Here is a 13,397-nt window from a genome sequence, read left to right on the forward strand (position 1 = left end):
CGCCCGCCAGGCCGCGCGCAGGCCGGCATCGTCGCCGTCGAAGCACAGCACCGGCTCGCCCGTCATGCGCCACAGAAGGTCGAGCTGGTTTTCCGTCAGCGCCGTGCCGAGCGGCGCCACCGCGTTCTCAACACCGGCCTGGGCGAGCGCGATGACATCCATATAGCCTTCGACGGCGATCACCGTGTCGTCCCGGGCCGCCTTTCGTGCCCGCGCGTAATTGTAGAGCACGGTGCCCTTGTGGAAGAGCTCCGTATCGGGAGAGTTCAGGTATTTCGCCGGCACGTCCGCGGACAGCGCCCGTCCGCCGAACGCGATCACGCGGCCGCGCGCGTCTTCAATGGGAAACATGACGCGCCCGCGGAACCGGTCGTAGGAGACCGCAATATCCGGTCCGCTGACGACCAGCCCGCACGCTTCGATCTGTTCCTTCGCCACGCCCTTGCCGGCCAGATATTCCTTGAGCGCGTTGCGGCTGTCGGGTGCGTATCCGAGCCGGAAGGCCTGCTGCGTCGCCGAGGAGATGCCGCGTCCACGCAAATAGGCGCGCGCCTCCGCCCCCGCCTGCCCCTGCAGCCCGTCCTGGAAGAACCGCGCCGCCATCTCCATCACGTCGGTGAGGCTGGCGCGCTCCTTTTCCTTCTTCTCGGCCTCGGGATCGCGCGCCGGCATCGGCACGCCGGCCATCTCCGCCACCCGCTCCACCGCCTCGGGGAAGCTCAGGCCATCGAGTTCGGTCAGGAAGCGGAAATGATCGCCCGAAACCCCGCAGCCGAAGCAGTGATAACGCCCCTTGCGGTCCTCGCAGTGAAAGCTGGGCGTCTTCTCGCCATGGAAGGGGCAGCACGCCCAGTAGTCGCCACGCGCGGCATTGGTCTTGCGCTTGTCGAACGTCACACGGGTGCCCACCACCTGCGAAATGGGCACGCGGTCGCGGATCTCGTCCAGGAAGCTGGTGGAAAAACGCATGGGCTATGGTTCTCTCGTCCCGACCCTATACTCGACTTCGCGCCGCCCCGCGACCCGCCGATGGCCGTCATGCCCGCTGTTCACAGGCCGAATCTGCGGATTTGAAGCGGAATCGTCGGAACCCACGCCACCCGACCCCGTTCCTCTTCCCGGACATGAGGAAGCCTGAGGAGGATCAGATGAAAATCCGCATTTTGACGGCCACTGCGACGGCGCTTCTACTTGCATCACCGGCTTTCGCCGACTGCCAGGAGGAGATCTCCAGCATCGAGCAGGCGGTCATCGCAGCGGAAACGGGCGCTGACGCGGCAACAGGCACGGTTGCGACCGAACACCAGGAGCAGGTGCTGAGCGAAGAAGAGGCCCCGGATGACGCGGCCGATACCGGCGCCGTCACCACCGGCAGCGTCGAAGCCGCATCGCCTCATCAACTCGAGGTATTGAGGGAAATACCGGAAGAGGAGCGTACGCAGGCCAGCGAGGTCTTGAGCGAGGCGCGCGACTTGGCGGAGGCCGGCGACGAGCAAGGCTGCATGGACAAGCTGCAGCAGGCGAAGGGCATGCTTGGCCTCGACGACGAGTAGGTCGGAAAAACACCGCCGCACCGCCTGACCATCATACCGACGGCCCTGGAGCTTTGCCGCATTTGTGCGGACGGCAAGGGATTTCACTTACCTGCAAGATGCCCTGACCGCGATGGTCCGGGACCGTTTTGGCATGGCTTTTTGGGGGCAAGCCCGCGCAGCGGCCCATGACCAGCGCACCGGCGCCGTGAACGCGGTGTACAGTCGATCCACGGCAGGCCTGCGAACGGCGATTGCCCCTGCTCCCCCTGTTCACAGCCGCGGGGGTGTCAGTCGGACCGTCGTCATCAGGCCGCGGTGGCCGTTTTCTCGTCCCGTGAATTCCCGAAGGATTCATCGACCTGCTGAATGGTGACGGGATGGGAAAACAGGAAGCCCTGGAGTTCGTCGCATCCGATACGTTCCAGGAAGGCGCATTGCTCGCTCGTCTCGATGCCTTCCGCCGTCGTCTCCAGGCCCCGCGCATGGGCGAGGCTGACAATCGCCTGTACGATCGATTCGTCACCGCCGGATCGTCCGATCCCGCAGACGAAGCTCTGGTCGATCTTGATCCTGTCGACCTGGAGCTTCTGCAGCCGGCTGAAGGTCGAGAACCCCGTGCCGAAATCGTCCAGGGCGACGCTGACGCCCGCCTTCCGCAGCCGCCCGACGTTCATCTCGCAGACCTCGGAGCTTCCCGAAAGCGCGCTTTCGGTCACTTCCAGCTCGAGATTGTGCGGCGGAAAGCGATAATTTTCCAGCATCTCCGCCAGCCGGTCGGCGAAGCGGGGATTGCGCAACTCGATTGCAGAGACGTTGACGGCCAGCCGCATTGCAGGCCAGGCGGAGGCGGCGTAGCAGGCCTCGCGCAGTACGCGCCGGCCCAACGCCTCGATCAGGCCCGTCTCCTCGGCCACCGGCACGAACACATCGGGCGAGATCCAGCCCCTGGCGGGATGCTTCCAGCGCGCCAGGGCCTCCACCCCGGTGATCTGCATGTCCCCCGCCCTGTAGAGCGGCTGATAGTGAACCTGGATCTCACCCTCCGATGCGAGTGCCTTGCGCAGGTCCCGTTCGATCTCGCGGCGCTCCTGCACCTTCAGGTCCATGGCCGGCCCGAAGATCGCGTAGCCGTTCCGGCCCGCATTCTTGGCCTGATAGAGCGCGATGTCCGCCTTGCGTGTCAGTTCGGTGCGGCTCGCGGCATGCTCGGGCGCCACGGCCACCCCAATGCTGACGCCGACGAAAACCTTGTTGTCGTGGATGTCGAAGGGCTTGCGGACAGAGTCGATCACGCGCCGGCACAGCACTTCGGCCCGGCGCACGTTGTCGAGCCCCGGAAGGACGATGATGAACTCGTCCCCGCCGATGCGCGCCACGGTGTCGATGCCCCGCGTCAGGGCGCACAGCCGTTTTCCGAATTCCTGGATGAGCGTGTCCCCGGCCGGATGGCCGAGCGTGTCGTTGACCTGCTTGAAACGGTCGAGATCCAGATAGAGGACGGCGACCGATTGCCGTGTGCGCTGCACCTCCCCCAGCGCACGGTCGAGTCTTTCGCCGAACAGGGCGCGGTTGGGCAGTCCCGTGAGCGTGTCGTGCAGCGCCAGATGCTTCATCTGCGCTTCGCTGGCATGGAGCCTTTTCGACCGCTGGATGAGAACGAACAGGAGCACGGAGATGACCAGGAGGATCAGGCAGAGCGTCACCACCAGCACTGGCGCCACCCGGGAAAGCATCGAGGAGCCCGGCTTGTACGGCTGCCAGATGAAATAGCCGACCACCTCGCCTGTTGCCGAGGTCAGCGGGAGCGCCGACTCCGCCTGCGCCGCGTCGTTCTTCCAGGCATAGCGTATCCCGGTGAACAGATATTCCCGCTCCAGGTTTTGAAGGAACGTCCCATCGAGATAGCGCACCGCGACATGCACGTATTCCTCGCCGGATGTCTGTTCCAGTTCGCCGGTGTCGGACACGATCGGCTTCACGCTGACCACCGCCGGGTGGTCCTTGACGACGAGCAGATCCGCCGCACCCGGCGAGAGCATCCGCCCCTCGGAACCCCCGGTGTCGTCGGCGGCCATCGTTTCGCGAAGTTCCTCGATGAGAGAAAGCACCTGGTCGGCCATCCCGGCAAAGACTGCCGCGCTGTCGGCACCGTCGCTGGAAAACCCATGTACGAGCTTGTTGGAGGCATCGAGCACGAAAGCACCGTTGTGGCCGAAATACTCGTGCATCCAGCTTCCCAGATTGTTGTCGAGCCATTCGGAATCGCGCGCCCCGCGCACGGCCTCGACGGCGTCGTCCCACACCGTCACGCTCTCCTGGTTGTGGGCGACGGTTTCGCGCAGTTTGGAGATGACCAGATGCACCAGCTTCTGCTGCCGCGCGACCGCCACGTCGTCAGCCTCCTTGCCGCCCCAGAACAGGAGGCTCACGGCGAGGATGCTCATGCCGAGCGCACATGCGAGCACCGGCACCACGGTCCATGCGGCAAAGGATCGAAGCAAAATGGAGCCCCCAGAATGCATTGCCCTGTCTTTCATTGCGGCGACAACGTTCTGCGGGAAATACTTCGCCTCCGTTAATAAGTCGCCTCATTTTTGATTTTGCTGGGATATCCCGGACGACTCTTTCGCATCCGTGGTACAAATACACCGTCAGGAGGCGGGCAAGCAAACCGGAAACATCCGGATATCTCTACTTGAAACGACAGTACCGGCCAAGATCGCGCACGGTGTATGCGGCCGCCCGCCGCCAGGCTTCGTCCGTGTCGCCGCGATAGGTCAGAAATCGATCGCAAACAGATGCATCCTTGTCGAGGTCGAGGACGGCGAACCGCACCCAGCCGACCAGCGTGCTCATCTTGTGCACCTCGCCGACGAGCAGATAGCGCGCTTCGGCCCTCCTGGCCCGTTCCGCCAGCGCGCCGATTCCTTGTGCACCGATGGAGCAGGCGGCCGTTCCGCAATCCAGGGCGACAGGCGTAAACGCCCCGCTGTCGCTCAGCTCGCTGCGCAAGATGGCGTTGAAGGCCCGCAACCGCGCGGCATGCTCGGCACTCTGGTCCCTCGTTTCACCGGACGTATCACGGAAAGAAAAATCGGAAACGGCGAAATCCGCCCGCTCCTCCGCCATCGTCAGGCCGGCCAGAGCCAACAGGACAGCGCCCGAGAGCGCAACACACAGTGTCCGCATAGGATTGCACCGCAGCCGTGAAAAGATCCCTCTTGCATCAAGGAGTACACCGCGCGCCCGCGGCTGTCTATCGGCCTGGAGGGCGGCACGGTGTTCTTTGATGGTAATCACACAATGTTATGGATTGAAATGCAGGTTTACTATATTCTGAATTGAATGATTGGTGCGGCGTCGGCCGCCCTATAGGGGCTGGAAGTCCTGGGAATGGAAGAAGTTGTTCGTGCGGACGGTTCACGCCGTTGGTCGTCCGTAACACGTCGCCTTGCGGCTGCCGCGGCTGCACTGCTCCTGCTGATGGGCATTGCGGGTGTCATTGCCGTGCAGACCGTGCCGGAGTTCATCCTGTTCAACAAACGGCTGGCGCTGAACCTCTATGAATTCAAAGGCAGCATTGATTTCCAGCCGTTGGACCTGACGACGTATGACGGCCTCACGATGCGCTCATGGTACTACCCGCCGGCGCCCGGCAACCCGGTCATCGTCTATTTCCCTGGAAGGGACGGCGACCTCGTCCGCAAACCGTCTCATCTTTTTCGACTTGCGGAACAGGGATACGGCCTGACCCTCGCCGGCTATCGCGGCTATGGCGGGAACCCGGGAAACCCGAGCGAATGGCTGCTGTACCGCGATGCGACAACGCTCCTCGGCACACTGGCTGACGAACGGCTCGCCCCCGACGGTGTCGTGATCTACGGCTATTCCATGGGGACCGGAGTCGCAAGCTATGCGGCGACGCAGGTACAGCCGCGTGCGCTTGTCCTCGAGGGCCCCTTCACCTCGCTTCCCGATGCCATACACCGCCAGGTGCCCTCGGTCCCTTCCTGGCTCATCCGCAGCCGCTTTGACACGGAAGCACGAATTCGAGACATCCACGTGCCGATTCTGCTTCTGGCCGGCGAAAACGACATGGTGACGCCACCGACGTTCGCCGAGGCGCTCGCCGTGTTGAGCAAGGGGGTTTCCCAGTTGCAGATTCTCTCCAACGCCAGCCACCTGGATATGTACCGGCACGGGGCTCTGGACGCCGTGGCGGACTTCCTGCTCCGTCTGACTGGAATGTCGGACGCCGGAACGGCAGCAGGGCCGGAGTTGTCCCTTTAAGCTCAATCAAGGCAGCGACGGATACGTACGAGCCGTTTAAAAGGGCGATGCCTTCCCGGCCGCTCCCGCCTGTGTTCAGGATCCGCAGTCGCCACGGTCGATGTGGCCGTGAAGAGGATGACCCGCCGTGCCCGAAATCGGCACGGCGGATCTCGAAAGCGGATATCAGGCGGCTTTGGCCACCGCCGGGCCGGTCGCCACGCCCGCGAGGATGGTGGCGGTGGCGAGCACGAGGACGGTGCCGCTGGTCAGGAACACGCTCTCGATACCGCTCGTTTCCAGCACCACGCCGCCGACGGCGGCACCGGTCGCGATGGCAAGGTTGATCGCCGCCACCAGGAGCCCGCCGGCGCTTTCGGCCTCGTCGGGCACGGAACGGGCGATCCACGCCGACCACGCGACGGGAACGGTGCCGAAGGCAAGGCCCCAGAGCGCGATCATCGCCAGGTCGGTCGCAAACGTCCCGCCGACACCGGCAAGCAGGAACGCCAGCCCGCCGATCGTCAGCGGCATGATGGCGAGTGTCAGCCGCAGCGAGCGGGCGACCAGAAGACTGCCGAGATAGTTGCCGAGGAAATTGGCGATGCCGAAAGCGAGCAGGGTTACGGAGATCCCCGTTACGCCGATCCCGGTCACGCCCTCCAGAAAGGGCCGGATATAGGTGAAAAGCGACATGTGACCGGTAAAGACCATCAGCGCCGCCAGCATGGCGAGCGCGATTTCCCGGCGGGACATCAGCTTGATCAATGTGCCGAATTGCGACCGCCCTCGCGGCGGCAGCGAAGGCAACGTGGCGAACTGGATCGCGAAGGCGATCACGCCGAGCCCGGCAGCACCCGCGAACACGGCGCGCCAGCCCCACAGGTCCCCGACATAGCTGCCTACGGGCGCCGCGAAGATGGTCGCGGCCGAGACGCCGGAGACGACTATGGACAGCGCCTTGGGCACGCTCGCCGCCGGAACGAGCCGCATGACCATGGCGGTCGACAGCGACCAGAAACCGCCAAGTGCCGCGCCGAGCAGAATGCGGCCGAGGAGCAGCACTTGCACATTGGCGGCGAACGCCACGACGAGATTGGACAGGACGAGCAGCACGGAAAAGGCCAGCAGGACGCGGCGGCGGTCGATCCCGCGCGTCAACGCGGCCACCGTCAGGCTTGCGACCAGCCCCATGGCTGCGGTCGCCGTAACGGCCTGACCCGCCATGCCTTCGGTGACGCCCAGATCGGCCGCCATCGGCGTGAGCAGGCTGGCAGGCAGGAACTCGGCGCCGACAAGCCCGAACACACCGAAGCTCATGGAAAAGACGGCCGCCCAGACCGGCGCGGAAGAAGCTGCCGGACGTTCGGCGGCAGCGGTGTTACCATTCATCTCAGGATCCCCGTTTGTGGTGAAGACCGCTGTCAGATGGGTGGCTTTTCCAAACGATCTATGACAGATTTCCTGCAATGCTTGATCGAACGTCCGGAACTGACAGATCCCTGAATGCCGACCCCGTCAGCGAATTGCTGCTGGGCATGCGGCTGCGCGGCGCGAGCTATGGAAAGCTGCGCTACTCACCGCCCTTCGGCGTCGGCTTCCCGCATTCGCCGGACGCACGCTTCCACTTCGTTGCAAGCGGGAATGCGCTCCTCAGATCACCGTCAGGCGACCTCATGTCGCTCTCGTGCGGTGACGCGGTCTTGCTGCCGCGCGGCGAGGAGCACGCCATCGTCTCGGATTCGGCCGCCAAGGTTCGTCCCCTCGACAGCTTTGAAACCGTTCCCCTGTGCAGCGGCGTATGCGCGATCGATGCGCATTCGGAAGAGACATGCCGCTCCAGGGACGTCCTTGTCTTCACCGCGCGCATGCAGTTCGAACTCGACACCATGCACCCGCTGGTCGAGTTGATGCCGCAGGTCCTGTTTGTCGGCTCTCTGCTCGGGCGTCAGCCGGAAATCCGTCCGCTGCTCGATGCGATGGAACGCGAGATGACGGCGGTGCGCGCGGGTACGGCGGGCATTCTGGCGAGGCTGGCCGATGTCGTTGCCGCCTCGGTCGTCCGCGGCTGGGTCGAATGCGGTTGCGGCGATGCCACGGGCTGGGTCGCCGCGCTGCGCGACGAGCGTCTCGGCCGCGTTCTTTCGGCGCTTCATCGCAATCCGGGTCACGATTGGACTCTGGCCGAGATGGCCGCTCAGATGGGAAGCTCGCGATCGGTCTTCGCCGAGCGCTTTGCCGCCGCCACCGGCACGACACCCTTGCGCTACGTAAGCACCCTGCGCATGCGGCTCGCCGCGCAATGGATAGGCCAGGACCGCATGCCTATCGATCAGGTCGCCCGCCGGCTCGGCTACCGCTCGCAAGCCGCCTTCAGCCGGGCCTATAAGCGCGTCACGGGACACCCGCCCGGACAAGCACGGAAACTGCGCGATCAGACGTCCTGAGGTGCGCTTTGCGAGCGCCCCCATGGAAAACAGGTGGAAACGCTATTGCGGGGGAGAGCCTCGCCAAGCCCGGAAGAAAGTTCTTCGACTTGGCAAGGCCAAGTCCTTTTGGAAAACGCGAGAGAGGGCCTCTCCGGCTGACCGTTCCTACTGCAGCATGTTCTTCACGATGCCGCTGGCCTTGCCCATGTCCACACGGTCGGGGAACTTCTCCTTCAGCGCATTCATGCAGCGGCGCATGTCCCTGAGCCCGCCGGCCCCGACTTCGTGGACCACCTGCTCGCAGGCCTTCTTGATGTCGTCCTCGCCGAGTGGCTTGGGCAGGAACTCGGTGATGATGCCGATTTCCTCGCGCTCCTGCTCGGCAAGTTCGAGCCGGTTGCCTTCCTCGAAGCCGCGCGCCGATTCCTTGCGCTGCTTCACCATGCGGACGAGGATTTCCATGATCTCCTCATCGCTGACCGGGTCCTTCCCCGCCCCGCGGTTGGCGACGTCCCGGTCCTTGATGGCTGTCTGGATGAGGCGCAACGTGGAAATCCGCCGCCTGTCTTCCTGCTTGAGGGCGTCTTTCAGCGCCTGAGCGATCTTCTCGCGCATGGCATTCATCTCCCGTCGCAGCGGCGAACCATAACGCCGTCTGCATTGCGACGCAAACCGATTCTGGGTGAGCAAGTCATTGAAATTCTTATGTTATGTCAACATAAGCCTTTTCCGAAGCGGTAATTGACCGCCGATTGGCCTTCGATTATTGTCCGCACCCTGCATGGACATTAACTGTAGCAGGTGTCGGGACTGGGATGAACCGCCCCGGCACGTTCGCTGCGCGATATTGCGCAGGGCAGGCCACTTTTCAAGGCCTCCTGTTAGATGGAGATTACATATGGCGACGACAAGCGCCCCCTGGACCGAAAGCAAACCGACGGCGCTCTTGGTCCTCGCCGACGGCACGGTGATCGAAGGCAGCGGGCTGGGGGCGACCGGCTCGGCGGTCGGAGAGGTGTGCTTCAACACCGCACTCACCGGCTATCAGGAGATCCTGACCGATCCCTCCTATGCCGGCCAGATCGTCACCTTCACCTTCCCCCATATCGGCAATGTCGGCGCCAATGAGGAAGACATCGAGGACTTGACGCCCGCCGCCCGTGCCGGCGCCGTGGGGGCGATCTTCCGCGCCGATATCACCGATCCTTCCAACTATCGCGCTGGCGAGCATCTCGACCAATGGCTCAAGCGCCGCGGCATCGTTGCCCTTTCGGGCATCGATACACGCGCCCTCACTTCGCTTCTGCGTGAGAAGGGCGCGGCGAACGCTGTCATCGCCCATGCGCCGGACGGCCGATTCGACGTCGAGGCGCTGAAGGCCGAAGCGCGGGAATGGGGCGGCCTCGTCGGCCTCGACCTCGCCAGGGAGGTCACCTCCGGCCAGTCCTCCACCTGGAAGGAGACACCCTGGGTCTGGGACGAAGGCTACGGAGAAGCCGGCGAGACCACGATGCACATCGTCGCCGTCGACTACGGCGTCAAGCGCAACATCCTGCGGCTTTTGACGAGCCTCGGCGCCGAAGTCACGGTCGTGCCGGCCACCAGCACCGCCGAGGACATCCTCGCCATGAAACCCGACGGCGTCTTCCTGTCCAACGGCCCCGGCGACCCGGAAGCCACCGGCGAATACGCCGTGCCGATGATTCGCGACCTTTTGAAGAGCGACGTGCCGGTCTTCGGCATATGCCTGGGGCACCAGATGCTGGCGCTGGCGCTCGGCGCCAGGACCGTGAAGATGCACCAGGGGCATCACGGCGCCAATCACCCGGTCAAGGACTTCACCACCGGCAAGGTCGAGATCGTCTCCATGAATCACGGCTTCGCGGTGGACGGAAAGAGCCTGCCGGAAGGAGTTGAAGAGACTCACGTTTCCCTTTTCGACGGTTCGAACTGCGGCATCAGCCTCGCCGGCAGGCCCGTCTTTTCCGTCCAGCACCACCCGGAGGCCTCTCCCGGTCCGCAGGATTCGCACTATCTCTTCCGCCGCTTCGCCAACCTCATCCGCGAAAAAAAGGGCGAACCGGCGCTGGCCGAGCGATAAGGGGCGGCGGCCCCTCAAGCCGGGTGCCCGTCTCCGGAAACGGCCGTCAGAGCCGCACGAACGCGGTCCTGCGCACCGATAGGAACGCGCGCCGATAGCCCATTCCGTCACGCGCCTGTCATCGAGGTCCGGTAGCCCCTTGCCCAATGGTGCAAGGGGATTCGCCATGACCGACCTATCGGCCGATATCGGCCTTTCTTCCCGCCGCCGCATCGGCAACGCCGTCTACCAGAGCCGGGCGCTGAGCAAGGCGGGCCTGTCGGAGCGCCTGTTCGCGCTTCTCTTTTCCGGCCTCGTCTACCCGCAGATCTGGGAGGATCCGGAAGTCGACATGGCGGCGATGGCGCTGGGCGAAGGCCATCGTGTCGTCACCATCGGCTCGGGCGGCTGCAACATGCTCGCCTATCTCACCCGCTCGCCGGCCAGGATCGACGTGGTCGACCTCAACGCCGCCCACGTGGCGCTCAACCGGCTGAAGCTTGCCGCCTTCACCGCCCTGCCCGGCCACGCGGATCTGATGCGCTTCTTCGGCGCGCCGGGAAATGCCGCCAATAGGCATGCCTACGACCGTTTCATCGCCCCGAAGCTGGATGCGGCGAGCCGCCGCTACTGGGAAACGCGCGACCTCTTCGGCCGCCGGCGCATCAGCGCCTTCGACCGCGACTTCTACCGCACCGGGCTGCTCGGCTTCTTCATCGCCATGGGCCATCGCGTCGCCCGCCTGCACGGCGTCGACCCCTCCGACATCATGCGCGCGGCCGATCTGCGCGAGCAGCGGCGTTTCTTCGAGGAACGGCTGAAGCCGCTATTCGAAAAGCGCCTGGTGCGCTGGGCCACCTCGCGCAAAGCCTCGCTGTTCGGCCTCGGCATTCCGCCGGCACAATATGACGCGCTGCTGACCGCCGGCAGCGGGTCCATGGCGGACGTGCTTTCCGCGCGGCTTGAAAAGCTCGCCTGCCACTTCCCGCTGAAGGACAACTACTTCGCCTGGGCCGCCTTCGCACGCCGCTATCCCCGCGAGGGCGAGGCCGCCCTGCCCGCCTATCTCCAGCGCCGGAATTTCGGGACCATCCGGGAAAATGCCGGCGGGGTGAAGGTGCATCACACCAATTTCGTCGAGCTCCTCGCTACCAAGCCCGCCGCCAGCGTCGACCGTTTCGTGCTCCTCGACGCGCAGGACTGGATGAACGACCATCAGCTCGACCTCCTGTGGAACGAGATCACCCGCACCGCCGCGCCCGGCGCGCGCGTCATCTTCCGCACCGCCGCGCAGGCCACGCTGCTGCCCGGCCGCGTGTCGACGACCCTGCTCGACCAGTGGCACTACGAGTTCGCCCGTTCACGCGAGCTTTCCGCCCGCGACCGCTCGGCGATCTATGGCGGCTTCCACCTTTATGTGAAGAAAGACCCATGAGCACCGCCGACGGTCCGGTCCATGCCCAGCTGATGGACGGTGTCTACCGCTATCAGCGCCACATCTACGATCTGACGCGGAAGTTCTATCTTCTGGGCCGCGATCGCCTGATCGACGGTCTGGCCGTCCCGCCAGGCGGCACGGTCCTGGAGTTGGGCTGCGGCACCGGGCGCAACCTGGCGCTCGCCGCCCGGCGCTACCCCGACGCCCGCCTCTTCGGCCTCGACATCTCCCGTGTCATGCTCGAGACGGCGCAAAGGCGGATGCGCCGCGGGACGATGGGCATGGCCGCCTTCCTGGCCGAGGGCGACGCGTCCGCCTTCGAAGCGCGGGCGCTTTTCGGCAGGCCCCATTTCGATCGCGTCTTCCTGTCCTATGCGCTGTCGATGATCCCGCCCTGGCAACGCACCGTCGCTGCCGCGCTGGACTGCACGGCGCCGGGCGGCGCGCTGCACATCGTCGATTTCGGCCGTCAGGAGAACCTGCCCGGCTGGTTCCGCGCGGGCCTGCGCCGCTGGCTCGCCGCCTTTCACGTCAGCCCGCGTGATTCATTGCGTGAAGTTCTTGAATCGGAATGCGCGAAACGCGGCGCAAGCCTTTCCTTCGATTCGCCTTTCGGCGGCTATGCCGTCCACGCGGTGATCACCCTTCCCGGCCGCCGGGACATCAATCCTCCCTCCCGTCGAGCACCCTGACCACCGCTTCGACCAGCACCTGCGGCTTGTAAGCCAGAACGGTGGGCGTCAGCCCCATCCGCAGCACGACGAGCCGGCGCGAGGGAATGACGGTGACGGTCTGCCCGTCATGGCCAATCAGCCAGTAAGCATCTTCCGGCAGGTCGAATCCATCGTCCTGGTGCCGGTCCATCGGCGTGGTCACGCGCGGCCCCTGCATCCAGACACCGCGGCCGTATTCGCCCCCGGAGGCCCTCGTCGGCGTGCGCATCCATTCGACCCAGCCCTCCGGCAGGACGCGTCGGTCCTCCCACACCCCGTCCTGCAAGAGAAGCTGCCCGAAGCGCGCCCAATCGCGCGCCGAGGCATACATGTAGGACGACCCGACGAAGGTGCCGCGCACGTCGGTCTCCAGGACGGCCGTATCCATCTCCAGCGGCGCGAACAGCGCGCGATACGGCCACGCCAGTGCCGCCGCGTCGCTGTCGAACGTGTTCTGCCAGACCCGCGACAGGATCACGCTCGTCCCGCTCGAATAGGCGAAGTCGGTTCCCGGTTCGTAAAGCAGCGGCTGGTTCGCGGCGAAGGCCGCCATGTCCGGCTCCAGATAGAGCATGCGCGTTACGTCGGCCACGCCCGCATAAAATTCGCGGAAGGAAAGCCCGCTCTCCATCCCCAACAGATGCGCGACGGTGATCTCCGACCGGCTATCTCCGTCCCATTGGGGCAGCAGACCGCCGTCGTCGGCGCCGAGCCGGCCCGCCCCGACCAGCGTGCCGACGATGGCGGCATTGACGGCCTTCGTCATCGACCAGCCGAGCAATGGCCGCGCGGCGTCGAAGCCGGAGCCGTACCGCTCGCCGATAACGCGGCCGTCGCGCAGGATGACGATCGCCCGCATCTTGGGCCCAGCCAGCGCCGGATCGTCCAATATGGCGGCGATCTCCGGCGGGCTCGAAGTTGCCGCCGCGCGCT

Annotated in this window: 12 protein-coding genes; 6 read left to right on the forward strand and 6 right to left on the reverse strand. The window is 65.1% G+C overall.

Annotated features, from left to right (window positions below; all coding sequences use genetic code 11):
• The coding region (gene dnaG, locus ACFP9U_RS18485) for a DNA primase (protein ID WP_378623708.1) at positions 1 to 969 on the reverse strand (969 nt) is incomplete at its 3' end.
• A gap of 179 nt (positions 970 to 1,148) precedes the next feature.
• Between dnaG and ACFP9U_RS18490 the strand changes: the two genes are divergently transcribed.
• Positions 1,149 to 1,553: a hypothetical protein gene (locus ACFP9U_RS18490; protein WP_378623710.1), complete on the forward strand. Its 405-nt coding sequence runs from the start codon at positions 1,149 to 1,151 to the stop codon at positions 1,551 to 1,553.
• A gap of 287 nt (positions 1,554 to 1,840) precedes the next feature.
• Here ACFP9U_RS18490 and ACFP9U_RS18495 read toward each other — a convergent pair whose 3' ends face one another.
• Positions 1,841 to 3,979, reverse strand: coding sequence for a putative bifunctional diguanylate cyclase/phosphodiesterase (locus ACFP9U_RS18495; protein WP_378623711.1), 2,139 nt, complete (start codon positions 3,977 to 3,979; stop codon positions 1,841 to 1,843).
• A 247-nt stretch (positions 3,980 to 4,226) separates the two neighbouring features.
• The gene (locus ACFP9U_RS18500; RefSeq protein ID WP_378623713.1) at positions 4,227 to 4,724 is read right to left on the reverse strand and encodes a DUF2380 domain-containing protein; all 498 of its coding nucleotides are present in this window, start codon (positions 4,722 to 4,724) and stop codon (positions 4,227 to 4,229) included.
• 204 nt (positions 4,725 to 4,928) lie between these two features.
• On the opposite strand from ACFP9U_RS18500, the gene ACFP9U_RS18505 reads away from it, so the two are divergent.
• On the forward strand, positions 4,929 to 5,825 hold the full coding sequence (locus ACFP9U_RS18505; protein ID WP_378623714.1) for an alpha/beta hydrolase: 897 nt from the start codon (positions 4,929 to 4,931) through the stop codon (positions 5,823 to 5,825).
• Positions 5,826 to 5,990: 165 nt separating this feature from the next.
• On the opposite strand, the gene ACFP9U_RS18510 is transcribed toward ACFP9U_RS18505, so the two are convergent.
• On the reverse strand, positions 5,991 to 7,196 hold the full coding sequence (locus ACFP9U_RS18510) for an MFS transporter (RefSeq protein ID WP_378623716.1): 1,206 nt from the start codon (positions 7,194 to 7,196) through the stop codon (positions 5,991 to 5,993).
• A 77-nt stretch (positions 7,197 to 7,273) separates the two neighbouring features.
• On the opposite strand from ACFP9U_RS18510, the gene ACFP9U_RS18515 reads away from it, so the two are divergent.
• Complete coding sequence (locus tag ACFP9U_RS18515) at positions 7,274 to 8,251, forward strand: AraC family transcriptional regulator (RefSeq protein ID WP_378623717.1); 978 nt, start codon at positions 7,274 to 7,276, stop codon at positions 8,249 to 8,251.
• A 147-nt stretch (positions 8,252 to 8,398) separates the two neighbouring features.
• Here ACFP9U_RS18515 and ACFP9U_RS18520 read toward each other — a convergent pair whose 3' ends face one another.
• Complete coding sequence (locus ACFP9U_RS18520) at positions 8,399 to 8,848, reverse strand: GatB/YqeY domain-containing protein (RefSeq protein ID WP_378623719.1); 450 nt, start codon at positions 8,846 to 8,848, stop codon at positions 8,399 to 8,401.
• Between the two features lie 283 nt (positions 8,849 to 9,131).
• On the opposite strand from ACFP9U_RS18520, the gene carA reads away from it, so the two are divergent.
• The 3 genes from carA (at position 9,132) to ACFP9U_RS18535 (ending at position 12,443) form a co-directional block, all read left to right on the forward strand.
• The gene (gene carA / locus ACFP9U_RS18525; protein ID WP_378623720.1) at positions 9,132 to 10,334 is read left to right on the forward strand and encodes a glutamine-hydrolyzing carbamoyl-phosphate synthase small subunit; all 1,203 of its coding nucleotides are present in this window, start codon (positions 9,132 to 9,134) and stop codon (positions 10,332 to 10,334) included.
• Between the two features lie 166 nt (positions 10,335 to 10,500).
• Entirely contained in the window at positions 10,501 to 11,748 is a 1,248-nt protein-coding gene (locus tag ACFP9U_RS18530) for a DUF3419 family protein (protein WP_378623722.1), read from the forward strand.
• Positions 11,745 to 12,443 (forward strand): class I SAM-dependent methyltransferase, encoded by a 699-nt coding sequence (locus ACFP9U_RS18535; RefSeq protein ID WP_378623723.1) that lies wholly within the window; start codon positions 11,745 to 11,747, stop codon positions 12,441 to 12,443. The genes ACFP9U_RS18530 and ACFP9U_RS18535 overlap by 4 nt, the downstream gene beginning before the upstream one ends.
• Here the strand turns inward: ACFP9U_RS18535 and ACFP9U_RS18540 are convergent.
• A partial coding sequence (locus ACFP9U_RS18540; RefSeq protein WP_378623726.1) for a serine hydrolase domain-containing protein occupies positions 12,415 to 13,397 on the reverse strand: 983 nt, incomplete at its 5' end. The two genes, ACFP9U_RS18535 and ACFP9U_RS18540, sit on opposite strands and share 29 nt — an antisense overlap.

This window comes from Nitratireductor sp. GCM10026969 (assembly GCF_042660605.1).
Lineage (GTDB): Bacteria > Pseudomonadota > Alphaproteobacteria > Rhizobiales > Rhizobiaceae > Chelativorans.

Bases quoted from the DNA above. Each gene is read 5' to 3' on its own strand.
- ACFP9U_RS18490 (WP_378623710.1), top strand. From the start codon at position 1,149: ATGAAAATCCGCATTTTGACGGCCACTGCGACGGCGCTTCTACTTGCA.
- ACFP9U_RS18495 (WP_378623711.1), bottom strand. From the start codon at position 3,979: ATGAGCATCCTCGCCGTGAGCCTCCTGTTCTGGGGCGGCAAGGAGGCT.
- ACFP9U_RS18500 (WP_378623713.1), bottom strand. From the start codon at position 4,724: ATGCGGACACTGTGTGTTGCGCTCTCGGGCGCTGTCCTGTTGGCTCTG.
- ACFP9U_RS18505 (WP_378623714.1), top strand. From the start codon at position 4,929: ATGGAAGAAGTTGTTCGTGCGGACGGTTCACGCCGTTGGTCGTCCGTA.
- ACFP9U_RS18510 (WP_378623716.1), bottom strand. From the start codon at position 7,196: ATGAATGGTAACACCGCTGCCGCCGAACGTCCGGCAGCTTCTTCCGCG.
- ACFP9U_RS18515 (WP_378623717.1), top strand. From the start codon at position 7,274: ATGCTTGATCGAACGTCCGGAACTGACAGATCCCTGAATGCCGACCCC.
- ACFP9U_RS18520 (WP_378623719.1), bottom strand. From the start codon at position 8,848: ATGCGCGAGAAGATCGCTCAGGCGCTGAAAGACGCCCTCAAGCAGGAA.
- carA (WP_378623720.1), top strand. From the start codon at position 9,132: ATGGCGACGACAAGCGCCCCCTGGACCGAAAGCAAACCGACGGCGCTC.
- ACFP9U_RS18530 (WP_378623722.1), top strand. From the start codon at position 10,501: ATGACCGACCTATCGGCCGATATCGGCCTTTCTTCCCGCCGCCGCATC.
- ACFP9U_RS18535 (WP_378623723.1), top strand. From the start codon at position 11,745: ATGAGCACCGCCGACGGTCCGGTCCATGCCCAGCTGATGGACGGTGTC.